Source organism: Flaviflexus equikiangi, assembly GCF_014069875.1.
Taxonomy (GTDB): Bacteria; Actinomycetota; Actinomycetes; order Actinomycetales; family Actinomycetaceae; genus Flaviflexus; species Flaviflexus equikiangi.
Map to the genome: position 1 here is coordinate 32,695 of NZ_CP059676.1, position 24,919 is coordinate 57,613.

27 protein-coding genes and 1 tRNA gene are annotated in these 24,919 nt (G+C 62.0%); 15 read left to right on the top strand and 13 right to left on the bottom strand.

Features of this window, described 5'->3' with window-relative positions; all coding sequences use genetic code 11:
• Positions 1–8: 8 nt before the first annotated feature.
• Positions 9–1,256, bottom strand: coding sequence for a threonine ammonia-lyase IlvA (ilvA, locus tag H2O75_RS00165; protein ID WP_182171995.1), 1,248 nt, complete (start codon positions 1,254–1,256; stop codon positions 9–11).
• A gap of 86 nt (positions 1,257–1,342) precedes the next feature.
• Here ilvA and H2O75_RS00170 point away from each other — a divergent pair, with 86 nt between their 5' ends.
• The 3 genes from H2O75_RS00170 (at position 1,343) to H2O75_RS00180 (ending at position 3,005) form a co-directional block, all read left to right on the top strand.
• A complete protein-coding gene (locus H2O75_RS00170) occupies positions 1,343–1,975 on the top strand; it encodes a CYTH domain-containing protein (RefSeq protein WP_182171998.1) in 633 nt (210 codons plus the stop codon).
• A complete protein-coding gene (locus H2O75_RS00175; protein ID WP_182172001.1) occupies positions 1,975–2,490 on the top strand; it encodes a gluconokinase in 516 nt (171 codons plus the stop codon). Before H2O75_RS00170 ends, H2O75_RS00175 begins: the two co-directional genes overlap by 1 nt.
• An 89-nt stretch (positions 2,491–2,579) precedes the next feature.
• Positions 2,580–3,005, top strand: a complete 426-nt coding sequence (locus H2O75_RS00180; RefSeq protein WP_182172004.1) for a YccF domain-containing protein — start codon at positions 2,580–2,582, stop codon at positions 3,003–3,005.
• Here H2O75_RS00180 and H2O75_RS00185 read toward each other — a convergent pair.
• Complete coding sequence (locus tag H2O75_RS00185) at positions 3,002–3,790, bottom strand: cadmium-containing carbonic anhydrase (RefSeq protein WP_182172007.1); 789 nt, start codon at positions 3,788–3,790, stop codon at positions 3,002–3,004. The two genes, H2O75_RS00180 and H2O75_RS00185, sit on opposite strands and share 4 nt — an antisense overlap.
• A 4-nt stretch (positions 3,791–3,794) precedes the next feature.
• Positions 3,795–4,064 carry a cell division protein CrgA gene (locus tag H2O75_RS00190; protein ID WP_182172010.1) on the bottom strand — a complete coding sequence of 90 codons (270 nt, stop codon included), beginning with the start codon at positions 4,062–4,064 and terminating at the stop codon, positions 3,795–3,797.
• A 67-nt stretch (positions 4,065–4,131) separates the two neighbouring features.
• Between H2O75_RS00190 and H2O75_RS00195 the strand changes: the two genes are divergently transcribed.
• Genes H2O75_RS00195 through H2O75_RS00205 form a run of 3 tightly spaced genes read left to right on the top strand, consistent with a single transcriptional unit; the run spans position 4,132 to position 5,650 of the window.
• Positions 4,132–4,860 (top strand): class E sortase, encoded by a 729-nt coding sequence (locus H2O75_RS00195; RefSeq protein WP_182172013.1) that lies wholly within the window; start codon positions 4,132–4,134, stop codon positions 4,858–4,860.
• Positions 4,860–5,015 carry a hypothetical protein gene (locus H2O75_RS00200; protein ID WP_182172016.1) on the top strand — a complete coding sequence of 52 codons (156 nt, stop codon included), beginning with the start codon at positions 4,860–4,862 and terminating at the stop codon, positions 5,013–5,015. The genes H2O75_RS00195 and H2O75_RS00200 overlap by 1 nt, the downstream gene beginning before the upstream one ends.
• A complete protein-coding gene (locus tag H2O75_RS00205) occupies positions 5,015–5,650 on the top strand; it encodes an anthranilate synthase component II (protein WP_182172019.1) in 636 nt (211 codons plus the stop codon). The genes H2O75_RS00200 and H2O75_RS00205 overlap by 1 nt, the downstream gene beginning before the upstream one ends.
• A gap of 52 nt (positions 5,651–5,702) precedes the next feature.
• Here H2O75_RS00205 and pknB read toward each other — a convergent pair whose 3' ends face one another.
• Genes pknB through H2O75_RS00235 form a run of 6 tightly spaced genes read right to left on the bottom strand, consistent with a single transcriptional unit; the run spans position 5,703 to position 12,937 of the window.
• Positions 5,703–7,547: a Stk1 family PASTA domain-containing Ser/Thr kinase gene (gene pknB / locus H2O75_RS00210; RefSeq protein WP_259365258.1), complete on the bottom strand. Its 1,845-nt coding sequence runs from the start codon at positions 7,545–7,547 to the stop codon at positions 5,703–5,705.
• A gap of 19 nt (positions 7,548–7,566) precedes the next feature.
• On the bottom strand, positions 7,567–9,024 hold the full coding sequence (locus H2O75_RS00215) for a peptidoglycan D,D-transpeptidase FtsI family protein (RefSeq protein WP_182172022.1): 1,458 nt from the start codon (positions 9,022–9,024) through the stop codon (positions 7,567–7,569).
• Positions 9,021–10,466 carry an FtsW/RodA/SpoVE family cell cycle protein gene (locus H2O75_RS00220; protein WP_182172025.1) on the bottom strand — a complete coding sequence of 482 codons (1,446 nt, stop codon included), beginning with the start codon at positions 10,464–10,466 and terminating at the stop codon, positions 9,021–9,023. The genes H2O75_RS00215 and H2O75_RS00220 overlap by 4 nt, the downstream gene beginning before the upstream one ends.
• Entirely contained in the window at positions 10,463–11,752 is a 1,290-nt protein-coding gene (locus H2O75_RS00225; RefSeq protein ID WP_182172028.1) for a PP2C family protein-serine/threonine phosphatase, read from the bottom strand. The genes H2O75_RS00220 and H2O75_RS00225 overlap by 4 nt, the downstream gene beginning before the upstream one ends.
• A 7-nt stretch (positions 11,753–11,759) precedes the next feature.
• Entirely contained in the window at positions 11,760–12,239 is a 480-nt protein-coding gene (locus tag H2O75_RS00230; protein ID WP_182172031.1) for an FHA domain-containing protein FhaB/FipA, read from the bottom strand.
• Positions 12,236–12,937, bottom strand: a complete 702-nt coding sequence (locus tag H2O75_RS00235; protein ID WP_182172034.1) for an FHA domain-containing protein — start codon at positions 12,935–12,937, stop codon at positions 12,236–12,238. Before H2O75_RS00235 ends, H2O75_RS00230 begins: the two co-directional genes overlap by 4 nt.
• A gap of 292 nt (positions 12,938–13,229) precedes the next feature.
• Between H2O75_RS00235 and H2O75_RS00240 the strand changes: the two genes are divergently transcribed.
• Both H2O75_RS00240 and H2O75_RS00245 read left to right on the top strand, forming a co-directional pair.
• A tRNA-Leu gene (locus H2O75_RS00240) sits at positions 13,230–13,316 on the top strand.
• Between the two features lie 113 nt (positions 13,317–13,429).
• Positions 13,430–13,903 (top strand): cupin domain-containing protein, encoded by a 474-nt coding sequence (locus H2O75_RS00245; RefSeq protein ID WP_182172037.1) that lies wholly within the window; start codon positions 13,430–13,432, stop codon positions 13,901–13,903.
• A gap of 69 nt (positions 13,904–13,972) precedes the next feature.
• Here H2O75_RS00245 and nadE read toward each other — a convergent pair whose 3' ends face one another.
• The 4 genes from nadE to H2O75_RS00265 form a co-directional block, all read right to left on the bottom strand.
• On the bottom strand, positions 13,973–14,794 hold the full coding sequence (nadE, locus tag H2O75_RS00250) for an NAD(+) synthase (RefSeq protein WP_182172040.1): 822 nt from the start codon (positions 14,792–14,794) through the stop codon (positions 13,973–13,975).
• A gap of 212 nt (positions 14,795–15,006) precedes the next feature.
• On the bottom strand, positions 15,007–15,396 hold the full coding sequence (locus tag H2O75_RS00255) for an RNA-binding S4 domain-containing protein (protein ID WP_182172043.1): 390 nt from the start codon (positions 15,394–15,396) through the stop codon (positions 15,007–15,009).
• Between the two features lie 188 nt (positions 15,397–15,584).
• Positions 15,585–17,750, bottom strand: a complete 2,166-nt coding sequence (locus tag H2O75_RS00260; protein ID WP_182172045.1) for an acyl-CoA dehydrogenase family protein — start codon at positions 17,748–17,750, stop codon at positions 15,585–15,587.
• Positions 17,707–18,324 carry a TetR/AcrR family transcriptional regulator gene (locus tag H2O75_RS00265; protein WP_204736181.1) on the bottom strand — a complete coding sequence of 206 codons (618 nt, stop codon included), beginning with the start codon at positions 18,322–18,324 and terminating at the stop codon, positions 17,707–17,709. Before H2O75_RS00265 ends, H2O75_RS00260 begins: the two co-directional genes overlap by 44 nt.
• Before the next feature lie 69 nt (positions 18,325–18,393).
• Here H2O75_RS00265 and H2O75_RS00270 point away from each other — a divergent pair, with 69 nt between their 5' ends.
• The 7 genes from H2O75_RS00270 to tgt all read left to right on the top strand — a co-directional run bounded on the left by H2O75_RS00270 (position 18,394) and on the right by tgt (position 24,901).
• The gene (locus H2O75_RS00270) at positions 18,394–19,671 is read left to right on the top strand and encodes an acetyl-CoA C-acetyltransferase (RefSeq protein ID WP_220462743.1); all 1,278 of its coding nucleotides are present in this window, start codon (positions 18,394–18,396) and stop codon (positions 19,669–19,671) included.
• A 13-nt stretch (positions 19,672–19,684) separates the two neighbouring features.
• Complete coding sequence (locus H2O75_RS00275; protein WP_182172051.1) at positions 19,685–21,022, top strand: 3-oxoacyl-ACP reductase; 1,338 nt, start codon at positions 19,685–19,687, stop codon at positions 21,020–21,022.
• Positions 21,023–21,889, top strand: coding sequence for a MaoC family dehydratase (locus H2O75_RS00280; protein ID WP_182172054.1), 867 nt, complete (start codon positions 21,023–21,025; stop codon positions 21,887–21,889).
• A gap of 84 nt (positions 21,890–21,973) precedes the next feature.
• A complete protein-coding gene (locus H2O75_RS00285; RefSeq protein ID WP_182172057.1) occupies positions 21,974–22,465 on the top strand; it encodes a PepSY domain-containing protein in 492 nt (163 codons plus the stop codon).
• Between the two features lie 98 nt (positions 22,466–22,563).
• The gene (locus tag H2O75_RS00290) at positions 22,564–22,911 is read left to right on the top strand and encodes a winged helix-turn-helix transcriptional regulator (protein WP_204736185.1); all 348 of its coding nucleotides are present in this window, start codon (positions 22,564–22,566) and stop codon (positions 22,909–22,911) included.
• Positions 22,912–23,000: 89 nt separating this feature from the next.
• Complete coding sequence (locus H2O75_RS00295) at positions 23,001–23,672, top strand: queuosine precursor transporter (protein WP_182172060.1); 672 nt, start codon at positions 23,001–23,003, stop codon at positions 23,670–23,672.
• Complete coding sequence (tgt, locus tag H2O75_RS00300) at positions 23,669–24,901, top strand: tRNA guanosine(34) transglycosylase Tgt (protein ID WP_182172063.1); 1,233 nt, start codon at positions 23,669–23,671, stop codon at positions 24,899–24,901. Before H2O75_RS00295 ends, tgt begins: the two co-directional genes overlap by 4 nt.
• The last annotated feature ends 18 nt before the right edge of the window (positions 24,902–24,919 follow it).

The following is a 24,919-nucleotide window of genomic DNA, read 5'->3' on the forward strand; positions in this document are numbered from 1 at the left end:
GTTCTCCTTCAGAGCAGGAAACTGAACGCGGGGGTGTCCGGTTCGAGCTTCTCGATTACCAGCGGTGACGCCTCCATCCTCTCCAGCAGAGAGGTGATACGCGTCGGGACATCGATTTCGATGCCAACGAGCGCCGGGCCCGTTTCTCGGTTGTTCTTCTTGGTGTATTCGAACAGGACGATGTCTTCACCCTCGGACAGGACGTCGTCCAAGAAATGGCGCAGAGCACCGGGCTGCTGTGGGAATGTCACCAAGAAGTAGTGCCGCAATCCCTCGTGGACCGCGGATCGTTCAATGATCTCATCGTACCTGGACAGATCGTTGTTGCCGCCCGACACGAGGCAGACGATGGGACCGTCGGCGGCAGTCACGAGACCGAGGGCGACAACGGTCGAGGCCAGCGCCCCGGCAGGTTCGGCGATGATGCCATCGCTCTGGTAGAGCTCGATCATCTCCGTGCACACGGCACCCTCGGGCACCGGAACGATCCTGTCGACGAGATCGCGGACGATCGGGAACGTGATATCGCCGACGCGTGCGACGGCAGTCCCGTCGACGAAGCCATCGACCGATGGAAGCTTGACGGGCCGCCCCTCATCCAACGCCACCTGCATGGAAGGCGCACCTGCAGGCTCCACGCCGATGATGGTCGTGTCCGGATAGTTCTCCCTGACCCAGATAGCGGTACCGGCGGCGAGACCGCCGCCCCCGATCGGAACGATCACGGTCCGTGGGCGCACGGAGGCCTGCTCGAAGACTTCCTTGATGACAGTGCCCTGGCCGGCAATGGTCCGAGGATCGTCGAAGGGATGGACATAGATCGCGCCGCTCTGCTCGGCAAAAGCCTGGGCCGCGGACGATGCCTCATCGAATGAATCGCCCCCGATGATCTGTTCGATCCAGGGCCCGCCGATGTCTTGGATGCGGCGACGCTTCTGGCGGGGTGTTGTGGACGGCAGGAAGACTCGTCCGTGGATCCGGAGCTGACGGCAGGCGAAAGCCACACCCTGGGCGTGGTTGCCGGCTGAAGCGCAGACGACGCCGTGGGAACGCTCCTCCTCCGAGAGGGTGGAAATGAAGTTGTAGGCGCCCCGAACTTTGTATGATCGGCCGACCTGGAGATCTTCGCGCTTCAGCAGCACGTCCCCGTGCAGGATGCCAGAGAGCCGAAGAGACAGTTCCAGCGGCGTGCGTCGGACCATGGGTCCGAGGCGTCCCGCCGCTGCGGTGACGTCTGCTCCAGTTAGTTGTGGCATGTCTCCATGGTGCCACGCGTACGGCGAACAAGAGCGGCACTTCGTCCCAATTTCATGGATCGGAGAGTAAAGATAAGATCACAAATATGGACATTGACCCGATTGAACAGATCTTCGAGTTTGAGCGAAAGTTCTACGTCTCCCAACTTCCGGACGTTGTTCAACACGCCCACCACACCCTCATCATCCAGGGTTACGTTTTTGCTGAGGATGGATATGCGATCCGGGTCCGTGTCACCGTTCGTGATACCGCGATCGACTTTTCGGGCTTCAACCCGGATGTCGACCGCTTCGGCGCGTTCGAACGACGCATCCTGGCAGGCCTCCAGGGCTCGCTCAGCGGCGCATGGATCACCGTGAAATCTCCGCCCGTGTCCGCGCAGCGCTACGAACTCGACCAGCAGCTCGACAGTGCCGTCGCCATCTCCATCCTCCAACGGTGCCCCACCATTGTCATCAAGAACCGCCACTCCGTGTGGCTTGGAGAGGATGGCTGGGAGATCGACGAGTTCGGTGGACAGAACGCGGGACTCGTCATCGCCGAATGTGAGCGCACAGGCCCCGTCGTCAACCTCACCATCCCCGATTTCTGCGAGACGGAAGTATCGTCCGATCCCCGCTTCACGAACGACTACCTGTCAGCGCAGCCATGGGTGGGCTGGGGGTCCGCATTCCGTGCCGAGCTTGCCGCCAAGGGGCCCTACTTCGAGGACCTGTGATGGTGGTCCATATCGTGTGCATGGGAGTGGCAGGGACAGGGAAATCCACTCTAGCCCGTCGTCTTGCACGTGAATTGGACGGTTTTGCCTTCGCGGAGGGAGACGACTTCCACAGTGCGGAGAATCGAGCCCGGATGAGTCGTGGGGAACCGTTGACGGACGAGGACAGGGCACCGTGGCTGGCGGCGATCAGAGACTGGATGGCAGAGAAGGCTGAAGCCGGCACATCCACCGTCGTCGCCTGCTCCGCCCTGAAACGCCGCTACCGCGATGTTCTGCGGGAGGGGGGTGGCCGTGTCTTCTTCGTCCATATCGCCCCACCCGACGAAACCGTACGCGAACGTCTCATGAAGCGAGCAGGGCACTTCATGAAGGTCGATCAGCTCGACAACCAGCTGGCCGTACTCGAGCCGCTCGAGGGTGACGAGGACGGTGTCGTCGTTGCCGACAGTCACGAACCGGACAGGATCATCACTGACATCCTGCCGCTGCTTACGAGGCTCGACCGAGATTAAGAGGTGCGGGACGTCCGTAAGAATGGCGATCATCTGCCCTGTTTCCGCGTATTCTTGGCACTATATCGGTGATGACAGGATGGACGACCATGAGTTTCTTGCTCAACGCGATTTGGCTCTTCTTCGGGGGATTCGTGCTCTTCCTCGAATATATCGTCATCGGCGTACTCGCCATCATCTTCATCATCACGATCCCCGCAGGCATTGCCTGCTTCCGCATCGCCGGATTCGTCCTGTGGCCCTTCGGCCGAGTCGTCGTCGAACGGCCCGACGCCGGAACAGCCAGCACGATCATGAACGTGATCTGGTTCCTGCTCCCGGGATGGGTGCTGGCTCTCGGACACCTGACGACCGCCGTCGTCCAGGCACTCACCATCATCGGGATCCCGCTCGCGATCGCCAACATCAAGATGATCCCCATCACCTGCTTCCCGTTCGGGAAGGACGTCATGTCGAAGCGCGAAGCCGAGATGAGACGGGTCCACATCCTCGCGGCAGGCCCCGCCACACCCTAGTTGTGATGCATGACGGTCATGGATGGCTGGGCAAGGAATGCGAGAGCCGCGATCGTGAAAGCCGACATGGCGGACGCTGCCCGATTCCGGTCAACCCCGTAATTGTCGGCCAACCAGTCCGCACCGACCTCGAGTGACCACGCATCGACGTCGAACACGTCGATATGGCCGAGACGGTCGAGGGTGTTCTGGTCGATCGTCGTCCCCTTCTCATGGTTGATGACGATCGCGATCTCGGAATGGAACCCGCGCAGCGGCGTGACTGTCGTATGGGGCTGGTCATCGAACATGCGGTAGATGCCAGCCGAGTCGAGCTTCTCCCCGGCGAGCGATGCAAGAGGATAACCGGTCGCCATCGGCATATCGAGAGCCTCCGCAACCTCCCGCACGAGAGCCTCATGATCATTCGCCAAGTCGATGATGGAGGAGACCCAGTCAAGCGCTCCACAGCCGCTCGACCTGTCATCCGGCCCGACATGGATGGCACCCTCGGTGCCATGCCACGTGAGTTTCGTCGTCAGCTCAGACGCCCCCCACATCGGATCAGTCGCACCACGCGTAGCCGCCAGCCCGACAAGGAGGCTCAAACTACCCCCGGGCGCACACGGCACGATCTGGGCGTACGGCGTCGTGGGGCGCCGACCGTCGATGCACCGCCCGGGCAGATCCTGATCGGTCAGCGTGTAGAGCGTCCCGTCGGCGTTCGCCTGGGCGAGAGGCCCCAGCGCCGGATGATCCGGGTCGGGGGCAATGGATCCGATGGCTAGCTTGGCGAATTGCTCCATAACCCTACTTCCAGCCGAGTGTCATGAGGAAACCGACGATCATGACACCGAAACCGACGAAGAGATTGTAGTTGCCGTTCTCGAACGGGATCGGCCAGTTGCCGCCCGTCACGTAGGCCGTCACGACAACGATGAGGCCGAGGACCATGAGTCCGACCATGAGCGGTGCCCACCATCGCGGCGATGACTGCGGCTCGCGATTCTTCTCGATCTCAAGCTCGCGCTGCGCGCGCTTCTTCTGGACTGCGGCCTTGCGACGCCTGGACTCGGGCATGTTCGCTCCTTCGTTTAGGGATGGCATAATCTTAACTGGACCAACGCGGAATTGAGGAGGGGCACCGATGCGCCGACACGCCAAGGCCAAACCGTCAGCCTTCTCGAGAGTACTCGGTGTGACCGGTGAACTTCTCATCACCGCCGGCGTCGTCGTCCTCCTCTTCATTCTCTGGCAGGTCTGGTGGACCGACATCATTGCCGGGCGGGAGCAGGCGCGGCTCGTCGGAAACTTCTATGACGAGGTCGCCGACAGCGGCGACGGCATCGGAACCGAGCATCGAGACGACCCTCCCGTGGTCGATGTGGACAGCATCAGACCCACCATCGGAACAAACAACATTTGGGCGATCCTCCACGTTCCCGCCTTCGGCGACGACTACCAGGTGGGCATCGCCGAAGGCGTCGACCTCAGGACCATCCTCGATCAGGGCAGCCTCGGCCACTACCCGGAGACCCAGCTCCCGGGAGAGCCCGGCAACTTCGCTCTCGCGGGACACCGACAGACTTACGGTGCGCCGCTGTGGGCCCAGCCCGACCTCGAGATCGGAGCTCCCCTGATCGTGGAGACAGCCGACAACTTCTATGTCTATCGCGTGACCGAGCACGAGATCGTGGCACCCAGCGCAGTCGAGGTACTCGCCCCAGTCCCGGGTGATCCTGGTGCCGCAGCAGACGGTCACTATCTCACGCTCACAACCTGTCACCCCCCATTCGTCTCCAACCAGAGATGGATCACGTACGCAGAACTCGACTATTGGATGCCCCGCTCCGAGGGCGTCCCGAAGGAGCTGTGATGTATTCGGCCCTCTTTCGTCGGCTCCCAGGCCCCACATGGTTCAAGATCATCGAGATGATGATCCTTGCAGCCCTCGTCATCGTCGTCCTGTTCGGCTGGGTCTTCCCCTGGGCGGCAGAGAACCTCCCCATCTCAGAGAACACGGTCGGCTAATGAGCACCATTCTTGTCATCGATAACTACGACTCGTTCGTCTACACCATTGCCGACTATCTCCAGCAGCTCGGAGCGACCGTCGACATCGTCCGCAACGACCAGGTCGAAGCAGAAGACGCGGAAGACTACGATGGTGTCCTCATATCGCCCGGCCCGGGCGCGCCGGCGGATGCCGGCGTCTCGATCGACATGATCCGCTACTGCGCGGAAACGAAGAAACCCGTTCTCGGCGTATGCCTGGGACACCAGGCGCTCGCGGAGGTCTTCGGGGGCGTCGTCTCACATTCCCCGGAACTGATGCACGGCAAGACGTCACACATCCACCACGACGGGACCGGCGTGTTCGAGTCGCTTCCCAGTCCGCTCGAGGTCACCCGCTATCATTCGCTGGCGATCGAGAACGGTACCAACCCGGACGAACTCGAGGTGACGGCGAGCGTTCTCTCGGCCCGCGGCGAGGTCATCATGGCGGTCCAGCATTGTTCGCTTCCCCTGTGGGGGGTCCAGTTCCATCCCGAATCCATCCTCACGCAGGGCGGACACCGCATGCTCGCCAACTGGTTGGCGATAACCGGTGATGATCGGGCAGTATCGCGCTCTGCCGGCCTAGCGCCCTTGATTCAGCGCGGCTAGCAGCCCGCCCGATAGAGATCTGGGAGGAGAGCCATGCTCCCCTCCCAGTCCTCTACGGTGACGGCGACTCCGACGGCTCGTCCGATGGTTCGGGAGTCGGGGTCGGCGTCGGCGTGGGTGTCGCGGGAGGCTCTGTCGTGGGCTCCTCGGTCACCGGGGGAGCCTTCGCAATCGTGATCGTGATCTGAGTGCCGGTCGTGACGATCGACCCCTCACGATAATCCTGTCCGATCACCGTGTCCGGAGTAGCATCCGCTGTCTCCTGCGGCTCGATCCGATAGCTCAGGCCCCGAGCATCCAGCTCGGCAGTCGCGATGTCGACATTGAGGGTCAAAAGGTTGGGGACCGTGACTCGGCCCGAGGAGACCTCGACGTTGACCACCGTCTGTCGCGGCACCCGGGAGTTCGGCGCAGGATCCGAGGAGACGACTTCGCCCTCGTCGTAGGTCGGGTTGTTGTCGACCGTCGTCGTCGTTCCCCAGATCAGCCCCTCGTCTTCGATGGCGCGACGGGCGGCCTCCACACTGAGCCCTGTCACGTCGGGAACGGTGGCCTCCCCGACCCCTGCCGAGAACGTCACCTCAACGCTCGAGCCCTTCTCAACCTGAGAACCCACCGGGGGATTCGCAGACACGAACAACCCTGCGTCGATCTCGTCGGATTCGACGGGTTCCGCGATCGTCATGTCCAAGTCCTGCTCCGCTAGAGCATTGCGGACTTCCTGTTGGTTCATGCCCTCAAGGTTGGGGATTTGGACGAGCTCAATGCTCGGCGTCGGCTCCTCGGGAGGATCATCGTTGCCGAAGACCTGGAAAGCCACAAAACCGAGCACCGCAAGGAGAAGAACAATGACTGCCCACAGCCACCCATTGTTCGACTTCTGCTGCTGGGCGGGCAGTTGGCCCGTCTCATACGGGGGGTAATTGCCTGTGTGAGCAGACGCCGCTGTCGGGATGGAGCCGGGGGCGGCGGCCCCCAAGACAGCCGTGGCCGCCGCGGCAGGCACCGCATAGGCAGTTGTCGCTGGAGCACCCACCGCCTGCCCGCGGACCGCGGACAGCAGATCAGCACGGAACTCAGCGGCACTCTGATAACGATCCTCCCGGGTCTTCGAGAGAGCCTTGAGCACGACACGGTCGATGTTGTCAGGAATGTCTGCAGTGACAGAGGAAGGCGGCGCGGGAACCTCCGACACGTGCTGATAGGCAACCGAAACGGCGCTATCGCCGGTAAAGGGGGGCTTGCCCGTCAACATCTCGTACAGCAAGCATCCCGCCGAGTAGAGATCAGAACGAGTATCGACGACTTCGCCCCGGGCCTGCTCCGGCGATAGGTATTGAGCCGTACCCACCACCGTGTTCGTCTGGGTGACCGTGGAATGTGCGTCAGCGAGAGCGCGCGCAATGCCGAAGTCCATGACCTTGACCGAACCGTCTGGGGTGAGCATGATGTTGCCCGGCTTGATGTCGCGATGAATGATGCCTTCGCGATGAGAATACTCGAGTGCTGAGAGCACGCCGGCCGCGACATGTGCGGCCTCGTCGATCGGAATCGGGTCACCGTCGGCCAGCAGGTCGCGAACCGTCTGACCGTTCACGTACTCCATGACGATAAACGGGAGCGTGATCGTGCCCTGGTTCGTCTGGATGTCTTCTTCACCCGTGTCGTAGACGGCGACGATCGACGGATGATTGAGAGCCGCCGACGATTGGGCTTCGCGACGGAACCTGGCGAGGAACGTGTCATCGGTTGCCATGTCGGATCGCAGGATCTTGATGGCTACGGTGCGCGAAAGACGGGTGTCGTAAGCGATGTACACCTGAGCCATGCCGCCGCGCCCGATGAGCCGACCGACCTCGTAACGGTCTGCCAGCATTCGGGGTAGTTGGTCCACCATGTTTTCCCTTTCGTTACACCTAATCCGATAGCGCGGCCAGCATGACCGACTGCGCCATGGGGGCGGCGAGAGACCCGCCGTCAGTACCAAAACCCTGGTAGCCGCCGTTTTCCACGACGACCGCGATCGCCACCTCAGGATTATCGGCCGGAGCGAACCCGATAAACCAGGCATGTGGGGGGATTGTCGTCGATATCTCTGCGGTACCCGTCTTGCCGGCAACCTCGACACCCTGGATTTGTGCCCGATAACCAGTCCCGTTCGCCACGACATCGACCATCATGTCCGTCATCAGCTGCGCAGTGTTCTCGCTCATGGCAACCGAGTACTCCTCGGGATTCGTCACGCTGAGGACACCAAGGTCGGCAGACAGGGTCCGATCCACAAGGTAGGGCTTCATGAGTGACCCGTCATTGGCGATGGCGGAGGCGACCATCGCCATCTGCATCGGAGTCACACGAACATCGAACTGTCCGAACGCACTCTGCGCAAGCTCGGCCTGCGTCGCAGTGTCGGGGAACTGTGACGGAGTGACAGTCATCGGGATAGAGAGTGACTGGCCGAAGCCGAAGGCTTCCGCCTGCTCCCGGACCGTGTCTTCGCCCAAGTCGACTGCCGCGATCGCAAACGGAGTGTTGCAGGACTGGCGGAGGGACTGAAGGAGCGTCGCCTGCCCGGATCCGTCCCCACAGGCGAGTTCGCCAGGGTTGTTGATCGCGTGAGTCGTACCCGGCGGAGTGTATTCCGTCGGTGCGTCGATGAGATCGTTTGGCTGATAGCCGTTCTCCAGCATCGCCGTCGCTGTGACAACCTTGAAGACCGACCCTGGGGCGTAGAGATCCCCGCCGATTGCGCGATTGATGAGGGGTTGAGTCTCGTCCGCGACCAGTGCATCGTAGTTCGCTCGTGCGGCCTCGGCGTCGTGGGTTGCGAGGAGGTTCGGATCGTAGCTCGGGATCGACACCATGGCAAGGATGCGGCCGGTGTCGGGTTCGAGGACGACGATTGAGCCGCGCTGCCCGTTCAGGGCGTCAACAGCGGCCTGCTGGACGTCAGGATCGAGAGTGAGCTCGACGCCCCCGCCGCGTTGGGCGTTGCCCGTGATGAGGTCCTTCAGCCGCTGGAGTGCGAGGGACTGGGAGGACCCGCCGAGGACGCTGTTCTCGTAACGTTCGACCCCGGTGATGGAGTTGAAGGCGACCGAGAAGTAGCCGGTCGAATGGGCGTACAGCTCCCCCTGCTGGTATGTGCGCAGGAAGTTGTAGAGATTGTCGACCGGTTCGGACGTGACGACGGGTTGATCAGCCACGATGATCGGGCCTCGTTCGCGGCCGTACTCCTCATAGATCGTGCGGGAGTTGCGGGCGTCAGCGTTGAGCTCGGGAGCGCGAACGAACTGAATCATGGTCACGGACACGAGCAGTGCAAGGAACATGAGGCACGTGAGCGTGGCTATTCGTCGGATGGGTTGATTCATGGCAGCTGCACCGCCTGAGTCTCCTGTCGATCGGCTGGGGACGAAGGGCTGCGCGGAGTCAGATCATGAGGGGGCTCGCCGCCGCCGTCGTACTCCCAGGCGGGCGGCAGCGGCTCGGACGACCTGATCTGCGGTTCGCGGGCAGCATTCGAGACGCGCAACAGCAGACCGATGACGATCCAGTTGCACAGCAGGGAGGACCCACCGAGTGCGACGAGCGGAAGCGTGAGGCCGGTCAGCGGGATCAGACGAGTCACGCCTCCGACCACGACGAACACTTGAAGAGCAATGACGAACGACAGGCCGGACGCGAGAAGCTTCCCGAAACCATCCCGGACGTAGGCGGCGCTGCGCAAGCCCCGCACAACGATGACCAGATAGAGGGAGAGGACGGCGAAGACGCCTATCATTCCCAGCTCCTCGCCGATGCTGGAGATGATGAAGTCTGAATTTGCCTGGGGGACGATGCCTGGATAGCCCTGGCCGAGACCGGCGCCGAACAGGCCGCCGGATGCCATGCCGAAGTTGCTCTGGACGACCTGGTAAGAGCCGAAAGGTGCGTTGTACACGTCCGGGTCCATTGCGTTCAGCCACACGGTGAAACGGGCAGTCACATGCGGGAAGGCCTGGAATGCGACGAATCCGCCGCCGAGGGCGAGGAGCCCGCCGATGATCATCCACGACAGACGGTCGGTCGCGACGTAGAGCATCGACACGAAGAGCCCGAAGAACAGGATCGAGGTGCCGAGATCCTTCTGGAAGATGAGGACGGCGATGCAGACGGCCCACGCGAGCAGGATAGGGGCCAGGTGGCGGAGCTGGGGGAGTTGGAGTCGAAGAAACTTTGGGCCCGCAAGAGCAAGATTGTCTCGGTTCACGACGAGGTAACCGGCGAAGAAGACGGCGAGGAAGATCTTCGCCAGCTCGGCAGGCTGGAACGAGAAGCCAGCGATGTTGATCCAGATCCGTGCGCCGTAGATCTCTCGACCCAAGCCGGGAATCAGCGGAAGGAGGAGCAGCAGGGCACCGATGACGAGTGACGTGTAGGTGAAACGGCGCAGAATCCGGTGGTCGCGCAGAACGACGACGGTGAGGACAGCAACCGTCAGTCCAAGAAGGGTGAAGACAGCCTGTGAACTCGCGTGAGACGTGTTCTTGGCAATGTCGAGACGGTCGATGACGGCGATGCCAAGCCCATTGAGCGCTAGCGCTGAGGGAAGGATAACCGGGTCGGCATAGGGCGCCGCCCAGCGTATGAGGAGATGGGCGGTCAGAGCGACACCAAGCGCCCCAGCCGAGATGATGACGAAGTTGCCAGGCAGGCTTCCCTCGGCGCCGAGGTTGACGAGCGCGTATGCGCCCACCCCGATGAGGACCGCGATCACGGTCAGGAGGAACTCCGGGAGACGTCCCGGACTGGCCGCGCGGGGAGCCGCCGTCACGGTGTCTCCCCAGGCTGGCTGCCGCTGCCGCTCTGCGTCGGTGGAGTCGGATCCTCCGACGGCGATGCCGGCTCGGTCGTGGGCTCGGTCGTGGGCTCGTCTGTCACGTCTTTGAGGAAGCGCTCCTCGAGCTCGGCGACAAACTGCTCTGCATCGGCTCGTGATGACAGCGTGACAGGTTCGCGCAGTCGACGCTGCGCAGTGTCGGTCAGGTCGTCGATGCGAATCGCGGAGCGCTCTTCCAGGTGGGATAGATCGAACGGTCCCACGGATTGCGGCACTCCCCGGTAGATCCCGACATTGCCGTCTGCGGCGTACACGTAATACTGGGATTGCGTCCAGAACCATCCGCCGAACAGGCCCCCGCCGACGAGGAGGAGCAGACCGAAGATGACCGCGACACGGGCAGGCCACTTCCTCTTGACGGCAGCAGCCGGCTCGTCCGCATCGCTGCGAACGGCTGTGCGTTCGAGATGATTCGACGCTCCATCGTGGAAGAGTGAGGCGGCCGAGCCCACGACAACGGGCGAGGTGGAGGGCGCGGTAGCGGCCGTGACATCACGGTCGTCGAGGACATCGGCAAGAACAACGGTCACGTTGTCGGGTGCCCCTCCTGCTAGCGCAAGTTCAATCAAACGGTCAGCGCACTTGTCGAGGTTCTGGTAGTGCATCATGGTGTGCGCGATCGTCTCGTTCGAGACAACCCCGAAGAGACCATCGGAGCAGAGCAGCCAACGATCACCGACCACGGCTTCCCGCACGGATTCGTCGAGCTCGACCTCCCCTTCCGTGTCGCCCAGAGCGCGCATGATCACGTTCTTCTTCGGGTGATTCTCTGCCTCCTCAGGAGTGATCTGCCCGTGGTCGACGAGATATTGGACGAGAGTGTGATCCTTGGTGACCTGGATGAGGGAATCGCCGCGAAGGAGATATGCGCGGGAATCGCCGATGTGGACCATGGCGAGCTTGTTGCCGGATCGGAGAATGGCGATGCAGGTGGTTCCCATGCCCTTGAGGCTTCTATCGCGCTCCGCCATGTCGACAAGTTCGTCATGAGCGCCGGTCACTGCGTCGCGCAGCAACGGAAGGAGATCTTCGGCCCGATGGATATCGTCGAGTGCTGCCAGCATCGACACCGTCACACTCGAGGCAGTGTCGCCGCCCGCCGCCCCGCCCATGCCGTCCGCCATGACGAGCAGGTGCGGCCCGGCGTAACCAGCATCCTGGTTGTTCCTGCGAACTGCACCGATGTCGGATCGTGCAGCGAAACGGAGGTGAACAGACATGGTGTCCCTAACTCTGCAGCGTGAAGGTCGTCTGGCCGATCGTGACCGAGTCACCGGCCTTCACGGGCATAGGGTGGTCGATCGGTTGGCCATGGACGAACGTGCCGTTGGTCGACTGGAGGTCTTCGACAAACCACTGGCCTTCCGACACGAAGAATCGAGCGTGCCTGGCGGATGAGTAGGAGTCGTTGAGAACGAGCGCTGAATCAGGGGAGCGTCCCACGATCACGGAGGAGTTCCCCAGCGGGACCGTCGTCCCCGCAAGAGGCCCGCCGGTCACCAGGATCTTCGTCGGGGTAACGCCTCTCGGCTTCGGCGACGGTGACTTCCTGGAACCAGCAGAGGCAGTAGGAGAAATGGGACGAGGCCGGCGGGGGATTCGAACCCCGTAGATGTCCTTTCGCAGGGTTGACATGATCGACAAGACAAAGACCCACAGCAGGACGAGGAAGCCCAGCTGGAGAACTGTCAGGACCAGGTCGCTCATGCGTAGTTCTCCGGGCTCGTCCAGAACATGATCCGGGTTCGCCCGATCGTCACCGTGTTGCCGTCGACGAGCGTTGCGGCGCTGATGCGATGGCCCTCGACGAATGACCCATTGGTCGATCCGAGATCGGTGGCGATCACGCCCCTCGGTGTTACCCGAAGCTCGAGGTGGTGACGCGAAACCCCGGTATCGTCCACGACGACGTCAGCGTCGGATCCGCGCCCGATGATGGTCACGGGGCCTGTGAGCAGATAGCGCTGGCCCTGGACGTCGATGATCGGGTTTGCGGGAGAAGGAACAGAATTGGTCACGGGTGCAACAGCTCCTCGTACGGTTTGAGAGGTGACCCGGACGGTTCCGGTGCCCGCCTCCTCATCTGATTCGAACGAAATTCTCAAGGGACCGAGGAAGGTATAACCCTGCGAGGTGGCATAAGTGACGGCGTGGTCGATGAGCTCTTCCTCGATCGCCTCTTTGCCCCACTGGTCGATCTTGGCGAAATCATCAACCGAGAGGAGCACGCCGAATTCGTTCGGGGAGATCGTGCGCGAACGCGAATAGACAGCCGCCCCCTCGTCCATTGCACGGTTGAGCGCCGACGCGATCTCGACGGGCTTCACCTCAGACTTGAAGGCGCGACTGAAGACGGAGTTCACGGCATTTTCAATGCCGCGCTCGAACTTGCCGAAAGCTCCCACCTCACATCCCCTTTCCGAAGACTGTAGGCCAGACAAACAAACCTAGGTCAAGACTAGTAGGAAACTCGTCCCAAACGACCATGGCGGGGAGTCCCGGGGGCATTTCGTTCGTCGCGATGGTTTCTCTGCTTCTCCATTATCCCCCGTGTTTCCTTGACAACAACCCACTTTGGTCACGCCAAGGGGAGAACGTGCAAATCGTGCGATCAGTGGACGTCGCCGGTTTCACAACGTCGCAAGTTTGAGAGAGCGCACTGATCAAGGTAAGCTAAGCGAGCTGGTGACCAGCATTGCGCAAGTGGCGGAATAGGCAGACGCGCACGGTTCAGGTCCGTGTGCCCGAAAGGGCGTGGGGGTTCAACTCCCCCCTTGCGCACCAGCTCTCGGGACATCGTTTATCGGTGTCCCGAGTTTCGTATTCGACAGCAGCGGTTCGTCGTGCCGTGTGTCCGTGCCCCGGATAGAATGGCGTGACTACGAAAGAAGGCTGTCATGATCAAGGATATTGGACCGAACCCGCACGCTTTCGACATCGAGACCGCGACACGGAAGAACGAGAATTACCGGACGACCGTGTGGACGGGGAAGTACCTCCAGGTCACTCTCATGTCCATCGAGCCCGGCAGCTCGATCGGTCTCGAAGTGCATCCCGAGACCGATCAGTTTCTGCGGATCGACGCCGGCACGGGACTGTGCGTCATGGGAGACGCTGAAGATGACCTGAGCTTCGAGCAGGAGGTCTCTGACGGCTGGTCGATCCAGGTGCCGGCAGGCAAGTGGCATGACGTGAAGAACACCGGTGATGAGCCGCTGCGGCTCTACACCGTCTATGCCCCGGTCCACCACGCGCAAGGAATCATCCACGAAACCGCCGAAGACTCCGAACGCGACGAGGAGAACGGCGTAGACGTGCCGCCAGAGTGGACAGTGCAGCCGGAAGACCCTGCAGAGGACCAGCACGCCTAAAGACCGGTGGCTGCCCTCAGAGGGCAGCCACCGAAACATGATCGCTCAGATGTTCTGGCTCTAGCGAATTTACTTCCACCACGTGTCTGACATTGCTGCCGGCATGTGTCGCTTGTGCCGTGATCTGAGGTAGTAGGCCTCGATGCGTTCTGCGACCTCGACGCTGACCGTCTTCCCCTCGAGATAGTCGTCAATGTTCTCGTAGGTCAGGCCGAGTTCGTCCTCATCGGTTCGCCCGGGGTTCTCGTCGAGGAGATCAGCGGTCGGCACCTTGTTCCACAGCTCTTCCGGGCCGCCCAGCTCTTTGACCAGGAGTCTCACCTGGCGCTTGTCGAGGCCCGCAAGGGGAACAATGTCGACGCCCCCGTCACCATACTTGGTATAGAAACCGGTCACAGCCTCCGCTGCGTGATCAGTACCCACCACGAGCATCCCAGTATCTCCCGCCACGGCATACTGCGCCATCATCCTCATACGCGCCTTGGCGTTGCCCTTGGTGAAGTCGGACATGCGAGCATCGACCCCAAGGCCATATTCTTTCTCGAAAGCGTCGACAGCGGGTCCGATATTGAACGTGACGCGGCGGTCGGGGGAGATGAACTCGATCGCGGCCTGAGCGTCCGACTCGTCCGACTGCACGTGATGGGGAAGTCGAACGGCCACGAAGCTTGCATCATGACCCTGCTGACGGGCTCGCTCGACGGACAGTTGGGCGAGACGCCCGCCGAGCGTTGAGTCCACGCCGCCCGAAATCCCGAGAACATATCCTCGAGCTCTCGCTTTGATGAGGTAGTCCGTCAGGAATTGGACTCGATCCTCGATCTCGGAAGCCGGATCGATCTCGGGCTTGACGCCCAGGTCACCAATGATCTCTTTCTGAAGGTCTCGCATGGTCCGACACTACCGGAAACACATACCCAGTTCCCGTGGATATTATACAGAGAGCCTGTGGATAACTCATCGTTTTTGGTGGAAAAGTGGCGAAAACCTGTGGACAATGGAGGATTTACGGTGGATAACGCTGTGGGAAACATGCCCTTCATGAAATGACACCGGTGTTTTTCAGGAGGTGAGAGGTGCGGCAGGTGTGGATATGCGGTCGACTAGTCTTCCAGTCGTCCCCAGTTCGATTCCATGCCCCGGAGCCGGTCGAGTTCGCGGCGATCCTTCTTCGTGGGCCTCCCCGCTCCGCGCTCGCGGATAAAAAGGGGCGGGATATAGACCTTCGCGCGCTCGGGCGTGTGGTTGATGTAGCACTCCTGGGCCAGCGGCGCGCTCGTGCGCTTGACGATGAGCTTGGTGACCTCGAGGATCCTATCCATCCCCTCGATCCTCAACCTCACCTCGTCTCCCACTTTCACCTTATGGCTGGCCTTCACCGGGGCGCCATTGACGCGGACGTGGCCGGCCTTGCAACTGTTGGTCGCTAGTGTGCGGGTCTTGAGCTGGCGCACAGCCCACAGCCACACATCGACACGAACACTCTCACTCATGGTGCCAGTGTAGATGCTGGTGCGCGGCTGACAGTCGGTGATATCTGTGCGGCACAACTTCCTGGCATCCGCAGGCGGATGGTCTCGGATCGCTGCTCGAAGGCTGTTCCGTCAGCACCGCAATGTCGTTCTGCGACTAGGCCGGGCCGGGGGTCCCGGCGTGCCGAGACCCCCCGCGCCACATCCCGCTATTTCATGCGCTTCTTCGTTTCGAGGTTCCGCTTGTAGAGCACCTTCTCGTCAATGGGGGCATTGTTGGATGCTCGGTGGTGACGATAGTATTCGGCGGCTTGGACCTGCCGCTCGCGTTCGAGCCCGGAGGATATGGGGGCCCTCCAATGCTCTTGCGTGTAGCCGAAGGCCGCCACGAGGTCGAGGGCGTGCGGCCTGATCTTCGTCAGGAGGCGTGCGATGTAGTCGGATAGGGTCCGCGCACGGCCAAGGGAAAGATGACCGTTCATGAGGTACCAAGAGAGTTCGCGCTCGATCGTGGTGAGGGCAAACAGATCCCTCAGGCGGACGAGCACCGCTCGCGTAGCCTCATCCTCGACCTTCGCCAAGCCCTCGTTGAAGGCTGTCAAGAGGATGACATCGATGTGCGCCTTCGCGGTCTCGATGAGCTCGACCTGATGGGAGTTGACGAGGGCCGCAGCCTTCTCCTTCGGCATATTGGGAGCCTGTCGAAGGTTGAGGCTCAACTCTTCCACCATGGATTCGGCCCGGGTCGAGATGAGCTCGAGCTGGAGATCCGGATCCCTGAGGGACGCCGCGGTACGGCGGACCGAGCCGAGGTCGGATGCGGACTGGAGGAGGCGGCGCCATGGGGTGTGCCGGGCCGAGATGGTTTCTGCCCGAGAGGTGATGAACTTCGTGACATCGCCAGCATCCATGCCCTTGAGCGAGTTCGCGTATTCGCCGAGGAGGCGCTTGCCGACCAGCTGGAGAAGGATGTGGTTATCCCCCTCGAAGGTCGCGTAGATGTCGAGGTCATCGTGCAGTCCCACGAGCCTGTTCTCAGCCATGTAACCTGCTCCACCACAGGCCTCGCGAGAGGTTTGGATCGCATCGAGGGCGAGCCAGGTCGAGTTCGGCTTGAGTGCGGCCGCCAGGGTTTCCAGGTCCTCCCGATTCTCATCGGTGTCGTTCTCGCCGCTGAAGACCTCGTGGAAGGCATGGAGGAGGTTCTCTTGGGCGAATGCTGCCGCATAGGTTCTCGCCAGGAGCGGGAACAGCCGGCGCTGGTGCAGCTGGTAGTCGAGGAGGACGACTTCGTTGATTCCGGTGAAGTCGGCGAACTGTCGGCGCTGGCTGCCGTAGGTGATGGCGATGCCGAGAGCGAGTTCGGCCGCGTTGATAGCGGCGCCCGAGAGTGAGACGCGTCCCTGGACGAGAGTTGTCAGCATCGTGAAGAATCGCCGCCCCGGGGAGGCGATGGGGGAGGTGTACGTGCCGTCGGGTGCGACATCGCCGTAGCGGTTGAGCAGGTTCGTCCGGGGAACTCGGACGTGATCGAAGGCGATGCGGCCGTTGTCGATGCCGTTCAGGCCGCCCTTCTGGCCATCGTCCTCGATGGAGATGCCGGGGAGGACTTCACCGTTCTCCCGAATCGGGACGAAGAAGCAGTGCACCCCGTGGTTGACGCCCTTGCTGATGAGTTGAGCAAACACGACGGCCGCGTGTCCGTGCAGCGCCGCGTTGCCCAAGTAGTCCTTGGTCGCCGCTCGGAAGGGCGTTTGGATGATGAATTCTTCGGTGTCGGCATCGTAGAGGGCTGTCGTTCCGACCGCTGACACGTCGGAGCCATGGCCGATCTCGGTCATGGCATAGATGCCGGGCAGCTCCAGGCTCATCGTCTTCGCCAACCACTTCCTGTGGTGCTCCTCCGTCCCCAGGTGGAGGATCGCCGAGGCGAAGAGCCCGAACTGGACGCCTGCCTTGATCTGGAGGGACGGGTCAGCGGCAACGAGCTCTTCGAACGCGGCGAGATTGCCGCCGGGATCGTTGTCGCCGCCGAGAGACTCGGGCAGCATCTGCGCCGACCAGTTGCGCTTCGCCAGCTCCTTGAGGCGTTCGAGAGTCATCGCGCGATGCTCTTCCTTCGACACGTCCATCGGACGTGCGAACGCAGGATCCGCAGAGATCTCTCTGCCCCACGCCCTCATCTCCGCCCATCGGCCGTCGAGGATCTTGGTCAGTCCCTTGACGTCGATATGGTGTGCGTCATCGACGTGGAGGTGAGATTCGGCGGGCGGGCCGCTTGATTCGTTGGCGGCGATGGGGCCGGCGGAGTGGGCCGCGAAGGCGGCGCTGTCAGAGGGTGCCCCGGAGGGCACTGGGGGTAGCGTTGTCGTCATTGAGAACTCCCGAAAGCAGTGCAGAAACGATGAATGTTGTGATCTGGTCTTTACTGATGCTGTGATCCGAATCCATCCACCACTGGAACGTGGCATTGACGAATCCGATCGTTCCGACTGACCAAGCGTGTAGCCGGTCGCCGGTGAGGATCCCCTCCATCGACTGTGCGACAAGAGCCGCACAGTCCTCGAGGAACTGCGACAGTCCATCAGAGGGTTGGATGACGAAGTGATAGACGTTGACCGAACTCGCGGCGGAATCGACATACATGCGCACCATCGTGCGAATGGATTCTTCCGGGGTTGAGCCGGCCCGAACGCCTTCTTCGAGCTTGTTTGTCATGCGTGTCAGGATCGACTCCCCGAGCGCCTGTTTCAGCTCGTCCTTATCCTGAAAATATCTGTACACAATCGACTTGGATGTGCCGCTGGCGGCAGCTATCGCGGCCATGGTCACGTCAGGACCATCGGAGTGGATAAGCTTGCGAGCGACGTCGATGAGCTCTGCACGTCGCTGTTCACGGTGATCATCCCAGCGCGTTGAGCGCCGATCAATAGATGTAGCAGGGTTCACAAAACCGACGGTATCAGATACTCTCGGTATTGCATACCTTCGAGTTGGCATAAACGAAACGGAGAACTCGTGAATTATCCCCGCAATGTTGCGGTGCTGGGTGGAAACAGAATTCCATTCGCCCGCGCTGGCAAGGCCTACAAGAACGTCAGCAACCAGGACATGCTGACAGCCGCCCTCGACGGGCTGGTTGCGAGGTTCTCCCTGCAGGGTGAGCTCCTCGGCGATGTGGCTGCGGGCGCCGTGCTCAAGCATGCGAAAGACTTCAATCTGACGCGTGAGTCGGTGATCGGGTCAGCACTCGATTCCCGCACGCCTGCGATCGACATGCAGCGAGCATGCGCCACCGGCCTCGACGCGATCAACTTCGTGGCGAACAAGATTGCTCTCGGCCAGATCGAGGTCGGTATCGGCGGCGGTGTCGACTCAACGTCAGACGCCCCGATCGAAGTGAGCGGTGCGCTCCGCAAGATCCTTCATCGCGCCAACGCCGCACGCTCGACGAAGGAGCGCCTGCAGATCCTGGCCTCCCTCCGCCCTGCCGATCTGAAGCCCAGCGCACCGTCCGCAGCTGAAGTGCGGACTGGTCTGAACATGGGCCAGCACCAGGCGCTGTCGACGGAGCGCTGGGGTATCACCCGCGAGGAACAGGACCAGATCGCCTTCGAGTCCCACAAGAACCTCATGGCAGCCTATGAGCGCGGTTTCTTCGATGACCTCATGACCGGTTACCAGGGTCTCTCGCGAGACGAGAACCTGCGCGTGTCCACCATGGAGAAGCTCGGATCCCTCAAGCCGGTCTTCGGCGGGCCGGAGGGCACGATGACGGCGGGCAACTCGACGCCGCTCTCGGACGGAGCCTCCACTGTTCTCATTGCTTCGGAAGAGTGGGCGCAGGAGCACGGGCACCAGCCACTTGCCTACATCCGCGATATCCACACTCGCTCCGTCGATTTCACGGCGGGAGCGGACCTGCTCTCCGCACCTGCCTACGCCGCACCCGAGATGTTGGCCCGCAACGGCCTCACGCTCGACGATATGGACTTCGTCGAGATCCACGAAGCGTTCGCGGCCACCGTCGTCATGATTCTGAAGGCGTGGGAAGACGAAGAGTTCGGCCGTGACGAGCTCGGACTCGACGGGGCCTTCGGCTCGGTCCCCCGGGACCGCCTCAATGTCCTCGGCTCCTCGCTCGCTGCGGGCCACCCGTTCGCCGCGACAGGCGGCCGCATCGTCGCCTCTCTCGCCAAGATGCTGTACGAGGCGGGTCCCGGCAAGTTTGGACTGATCTCAATTTGTGCCGCCGGCGGGCAGGGCACCGTCGCCCTCCTCGAATCTGCACGCTGAAAGGGAATCTCCTATGAAGTTGGATTACACGGCATTCGTTCGCTCAGCCCCCGGCAAGTTCATCGCCGGCAAGACAGGGCTCCCTCAACCGACTGACCTGCCGCGTTTCGCGGACAGGCCGCAACCGGTTCTTGGGCCGGTGCTCGTGCTCGGCACGTCGCAGGCCGCGGAAGAACTCGCCGCCCAACTTCTGGAGTGGGACTGTGACGTTCGTCGGCACGCCGATGATCTCGATAAGATCGGCACCATCGTGGTCGTCTTGGATGAGATCTCGGCGCCCGGCGACACCGGCCCGATTATTCGGGACATGCCGGGTGCTTTCAAGAAGATGAAGCTCGGCGGGCGGGTTGTCACCGTCTCCCGGACGGCGAACAGCGACGATCCGCATGTCAATGCCGCCAGGGCTGGAGTCGAGGGATTCGTTCGTACTCTCGCGAAGGAAGCACGGTACGGGACGACCGCCAACGGCATTCTCGTCGATGACGGTGTGAGCCTCCGGGATCCGTCCGTCATCGGTGCCCTGCGGTTCTTCGTGTCCGCGAAATCCGCATTCGTCACGGGCCAGACCCTTCGGGTGTCGGCTGAGGGAGGGGGCCTTCCCGCTGTCTGGGAGGCACATCTCCAGGGCCGCACGGTCCTCGTGACTGGTGCGGCTCGAGGGATCGGTGCCGCCATCGCGCGCACTCTCGTCCGCGATGGCGCGAAGGTGATCATCCTCGATGTTCCCGGCGCCGGAAGTGCGCTCTCCGATCTCGCCAACGAGATCGGTGCGATTCCGCTGCAGATGGATATCACGGCTGAGAACGCCGGTGAGCGGATCGTCGACGAGCTGACAAAGCGAGATCTCACGCTCGATGCCTTCGTGCACAATGCTGGCATCACGAGGGATAAGTACTTCGCCAATATGGATGAGGATCGGTGGAACTCTGTCATCGATGTCAACATCGCGGCCCAGCTCCGGATCAACGATGCCCTCCTCGCGTCCGACCGTCTCGGTGACGACTTCCGGCTGGTCTCGCTTGCGTCGACATCCGGCGTGGCGGGGAATGCTGGCCAGGCGAACTATGCCTACTCGAAGTCGGCCGTCATGGGCATGGTTGCGGCGCTCGCACCGATACTGGCCGAGCGCGGGGGAACCGCGAACGCTGTCGCGCCGGGCTTCATCGAGACCGAGATGACGAAGAAGATTCCGCCCATGCAGCGGGAGATCTTCCGACGCTCCAACTCTCTCAAGCAGGGCGGGCTCCCGCTCGACGTGGCCGAGACCATTTCGTTCCTGTGCAGCCTTCCGGCTGGCGGGTACGTGGGTCAGACGCTCCGCGTGTGCGGACAGAACCTGGTGGGCAGATAGATGCGGATCGAGCACGAGAGGCTGCCTTCCTTCGGCGAGACCTTCACCGCTGCGGCGATGCAGGCCGTGCGTGTCAAGGCGGGACGCGGCGCAAGCAGTCTTCCGGGAACAGAGGCGCGAGCAACCCTCTCGGCCGACCCGGAGAAGCATGCCGACTTCGTCCATCTCGTCGGCGACACGGTGACGGATCACCTTCACCCCGGGTACGTCCATGCGCTCGGCTTCCCGCTGACGATGTCGCTGCTCGTCCAGAAGGATTTCCCGCTGCCGCTCCTCGGCATGCTGCACCTGACGAACAGGGTGACGCAGAGCCGCGGCATTGAGCTGGGGGAGACGATGGAGCTGATCGCTTCCGTGGAGAATCCTCGGGCGCACTATGCCGGGACGCTTATCGACTCGATCGTCCGCGTCATGGTCGACGGCGAAGAGGTCATGGTCGACACGGCGGGTTATCTCGTCCGGGGCTCGGACCTGGGCGGCCCCCGCCCGGAACGTCCCGATCGTGAAGAGTTCGAGCCGGGCCGTGCGACGGCCGTCTGGTCCCTGTCGGGAGACACCGGTCGCCGCTATGCGAAGGTTTCCGGTGACGGCAACCCGATCCACCTCTCGAAGGTGACGGCGAAGCCATTCGGTTTCGACAAGCCGATCGTTCACGGCATGTATTCCGCGTCTCGCGCCTATTCCGCCACCGGGAAGGGCAACGACGGTCCGCGAGACTGGTTCGTCGAGTTCGAGGCGCCGATCTCCCTGCCTGGCAAAGTCCAGTTCGCGACGACCATGGTCGATGGCAAGGCGGAGTATGTGGGGTGGCGGGCCGCTCGAGGCGAGAAACCTGCCCGTCGTCATTTCACGGGCTGGGTTGAGTAAGTATCAATGGGATTTTGTCCCGTTTTTCACCAATGTTTCGTCAGATCTGATTAGATGATTGGTATGCGAAAACGTGGTTGTGCATTGGCACTGGCTGTGCTGATGTCGGGATGTGCGGCGACTGACGAGCCGTACGTCCCGAGCCACACGCCCACCTCGATCGAGCCTGCGGGAGATCCCTCCGCGACGCGGGGGCCGGTGAACTCCGAGTTGTTCTCGGCGATCGAGAAGGCAGAGAACTTCTTCGGCGGCCATGCTGTCGCCTTCGAAAGCCGAGCCGAGGCCTATACGGTGTCTGTCATATCGCGCGGGACGCTGCGAGAGATCACCATCGTCGGATCGGGAGTCATCGTCAACACCCTCCGAGATTTCGACGAGGGGCTTGAGGATTTCTTGGAGAACCAGGTCGTGACACTGGCGGACGCGGTCGATGCGGCATCGATCGCGACCCCCGGCAGGGTCGATTCTGCTCGCATCGTCCTCGACGACGGCGACCCTCACTATGTTGTCGTCATCGAGACCGACGAGGATCTTGTCGAGGTCAAAGTGGACGGCTATAGCGCGCAGATCCTCTGACGGCCCTGCGGGTCTTTTGCCCCGTGAGCACGGGGTTTGTCGGCGGCTCTGAGACAGTAGTCCTATATGCCCGCTTTTTCCTTATCTATCCTTAGCCCATGACGGTACAGGACGAGCCTCTCAAGGGGCGGATGGACGTGCCCCTCGAGAAGTGCGAGGAGCTCGAACGCATCCACTTTATCCTCGGGAAGCGGTGGATGGGTCCGATCGTCGACACCCTCCGCCAACGTCCCGCCCACTTCAACGAGCTCTCGAAAGTTCTCGACGTGTCGCGGCGCATGCTGTCCGCGCGGTTGAAGGAACTGATCTCTATCGGCGTGGTGGAACGCACGGACGAACACGGGGAGATCCTCTACGCGCTCACGCCGTCCGGCCAGGAGCTGGGCCCCTCGCTCGACGTCATGCGCGAGTGGGCAATCCGGCACGTGGATCTCATCCGCGATTGATTCGCTACACTATGTGACGAAGCGTTCCGCTTCCCGAACACGCCCGGTGGTGGCAGCACCGAGCTCTCCTTCGTCACCCTGAGGTTCGCATGTCTGCCTATTCTTTTGCCCCGGTACGCCGGGGACACTACGACATCATCGTCGTCTTCTTCGTCCCCTTCCTGCTGCTGTCGAATATCGGCGCCACGAAGCTCATCGAGATCGGAGTTTTCGACTGGACGCTGATCTTCGACGGCGGGGCGATCCTGTTCCCGCTGACCTATATCCTCGGCGATGTCCTGGCCGAGGTCTACGGGTTCAGGCCCGCCCGCCGCGCGATCCTGCTCGGCATGTTCGTGTCGATCATGGCATCGGCCGTGTTCTTCCTCGTCCAGATCGCTCCCCCCGCTGCGGACTACGAGAACCAGGCCGCCTTTGAGGCCGTGCTCGGGTTCGTCCCTCGGATAGTTGCCGCGTCCGTCGCCGGCTATGTCGTCGGCCAGCTCATCAACTCGTGGGTGCTCGTCACCATCAAGAAGAAGTACGGTGAGAAGAACCTGTGGGCCCGGCTCATGGGCTCGACCGTCCTCGGAGAAGCGGCAGACACGATGATCTTCTGTGTCGTCGCCTGGGTGGGCGTCATGCCGGCCTCCACCATCCTCAACCTCATGATCGTCGGCTACGTCTACAAAGTCGCGGTCGAAATCGTCCTCCTTCCCGTCACCTATCGTGTTGTCGCCTGGGTGAAGAGAACGGAACCCGCCTACCAGGAGATCCTGTGACCTTTACTGTCAATACTCGCCTCGACGGCCTCGGCCGCGCCGGCACTCTGACGACGCCGCACGGCACGATCCACACACCGGCCTTTATCCCCGTCGGGACGAAAGCGACCGTGAAAGCGGTGCTGCCCGAATCGATCAAGGATGTGGGTGCGCAGGCCGTCTTGGCCAACGCCTATCACCTGTTCCTCCAGCCGGGCTCCGACATTGTCGACGAGGCTGGCGGCCTCGGTGCGTTCATGAACTGGCCAGGCCCCACGTTCACGGATTCCGGCGGTTTCCAGGTGATGAGCCTGGGCACCGGTTACAAGAAAGTCCTGTCCGAGCAGTTCGCTGGATCCGGCCAGAAGGGCCGTGACGGCTCCGATCTCGAAGTTGCGGAGAACAAGATCCGGCGCGCCCACATCGACGACGATGGCGTCACGTTCAAGTCTCACCTCGACGGGACGAAGCACAGGTTCACGTCTGAAGTATCGATGCGGATCCAGCACGAGCTGGGCGCCGACATCATCTTTGCCTTCGATGAGCTCACAACGCTCCTCAATTCTCGTCCCTACCAGGAGGAGGCGCTGGAACGGACCAGGCTGTGGGCGGAACGATGCCTTGTCGCACACAAGAAGCTCACCGAGGAGCGTGACGGCAAGCCCTACCAGCAGCTGTTCGGTGTGCTGCAGGGCGCCCAATACGAAGATCTGCGCCGCAAGGCGGCGCGTGACCTGGGCGCCATGGAAGTCGATGGCCAGATGTTCGACGGCTTCGGCATCGGCGGTGCCCTCGAGAAAGAGAACCTGGGAACGATCGTGGGCTGGGTGAGCGAGGAGCTTCCCGAGAACAAGGCACGTCATCTCCTCGGCATTTCCGAACCGGATGACTTGTTCGCGGCAGTCGAAGCTGGAGCGGATACGTTCGATTGCGTGAACCCGTCCCGAGTGGCACGCAACGCCGCCATCTACTCCCCGGACGGCCGCTTCAACGTGACACGGTCCGAGTTCCGGAGGAACTTCACGCCCCTCGTGGAGGGCTGTGGATGCTACACGTGCACGCACTATACGAAGGCATACCTTCATCACACGTTCAAAGCGAAAGAGATGATCTCCTCGACTCTCGCCACCATCCACAACGAGTACTACACGGTCCAGCTCGTCGACTCCATTCGCCGCTCCATCACCGATGGGACGTTCGCGGAGTTCAAGGAAGAAACGCTGGGACGGTTCTACGCCAACCGGCGCTGATTAGACGCGTCCGGTTGG

What these genes read in the sequence shown, in the direction of transcription:
- H2O75_RS00185 (WP_182172007.1), bottom strand. Translation starts at nt 3,790, where the DNA reads ATGGAGCAATTCGCCAAGCTAGCCATCGGATCCATTGCCCCCGACCCG.
- H2O75_RS00195 (WP_182172013.1), top strand. Translation starts at nt 4,132, where the DNA reads ATGCGCCGACACGCCAAGGCCAAACCGTCAGCCTTCTCGAGAGTACTC.
- H2O75_RS00255 (WP_182172043.1), bottom strand. Translation starts at nt 15,396, where the DNA reads ATGAGTGAGAGTGTTCGTGTCGATGTGTGGCTGTGGGCTGTGCGCCAG.
- nadE (WP_182172040.1), bottom strand. Translation starts at nt 14,794, where the DNA reads ATGCGAGACCTTCAGAAAGAGATCATTGGTGACCTGGGCGTCAAGCCC.
- H2O75_RS00200 (WP_182172016.1), top strand. Translation starts at nt 4,860, where the DNA reads ATGTATTCGGCCCTCTTTCGTCGGCTCCCAGGCCCCACATGGTTCAAG.
- H2O75_RS00215 (WP_182172022.1), bottom strand. Translation starts at nt 9,024, where the DNA reads ATGAATCAACCCATCCGACGAATAGCCACGCTCACGTGCCTCATGTTC.
- pknB (WP_259365258.1), bottom strand. Translation starts at nt 7,547, where the DNA reads ATGGTGGACCAACTACCCCGAATGCTGGCAGACCGTTACGAGGTCGGT.
- H2O75_RS00280 (WP_182172054.1), top strand. Translation starts at nt 21,023, where the DNA reads ATGCGGATCGAGCACGAGAGGCTGCCTTCCTTCGGCGAGACCTTCACC.
- H2O75_RS00170 (WP_182171998.1), top strand. Translation starts at nt 1,343, where the DNA reads ATGGACATTGACCCGATTGAACAGATCTTCGAGTTTGAGCGAAAGTTC.
- H2O75_RS00175 (WP_182172001.1), top strand. Translation starts at nt 1,975, where the DNA reads ATGGTGGTCCATATCGTGTGCATGGGAGTGGCAGGGACAGGGAAATCC.
- H2O75_RS00225 (WP_182172028.1), bottom strand. Translation starts at nt 11,752, where the DNA reads ATGTCTGTTCACCTCCGTTTCGCTGCACGATCCGACATCGGTGCAGTT.
- H2O75_RS00205 (WP_182172019.1), top strand. Translation starts at nt 5,015, where the DNA reads ATGAGCACCATTCTTGTCATCGATAACTACGACTCGTTCGTCTACACC.
- H2O75_RS00245 (WP_182172037.1), top strand. Translation starts at nt 13,430, where the DNA reads ATGATCAAGGATATTGGACCGAACCCGCACGCTTTCGACATCGAGACC.
- H2O75_RS00260 (WP_182172045.1), bottom strand. Translation starts at nt 17,750, where the DNA reads ATGACGACAACGCTACCCCCAGTGCCCTCCGGGGCACCCTCTGACAGC.
- H2O75_RS00295 (WP_182172060.1), top strand. Translation starts at nt 23,001, where the DNA reads ATGTCTGCCTATTCTTTTGCCCCGGTACGCCGGGGACACTACGACATC.
- H2O75_RS00290 (WP_204736185.1), top strand. Translation starts at nt 22,564, where the DNA reads ATGACGGTACAGGACGAGCCTCTCAAGGGGCGGATGGACGTGCCCCTC.
- H2O75_RS00180 (WP_182172004.1), top strand. Translation starts at nt 2,580, where the DNA reads ATGAGTTTCTTGCTCAACGCGATTTGGCTCTTCTTCGGGGGATTCGTG.
- H2O75_RS00230 (WP_182172031.1), bottom strand. Translation starts at nt 12,239, where the DNA reads ATGAGCGACCTGGTCCTGACAGTTCTCCAGCTGGGCTTCCTCGTCCTG.
- H2O75_RS00190 (WP_182172010.1), bottom strand. Translation starts at nt 4,064, where the DNA reads ATGCCCGAGTCCAGGCGTCGCAAGGCCGCAGTCCAGAAGAAGCGCGCG.
- H2O75_RS00275 (WP_182172051.1), top strand. Translation starts at nt 19,685, where the DNA reads ATGAAGTTGGATTACACGGCATTCGTTCGCTCAGCCCCCGGCAAGTTC.
- ilvA (WP_182171995.1), bottom strand. Translation starts at nt 1,256, where the DNA reads ATGCCACAACTAACTGGAGCAGACGTCACCGCAGCGGCGGGACGCCTC.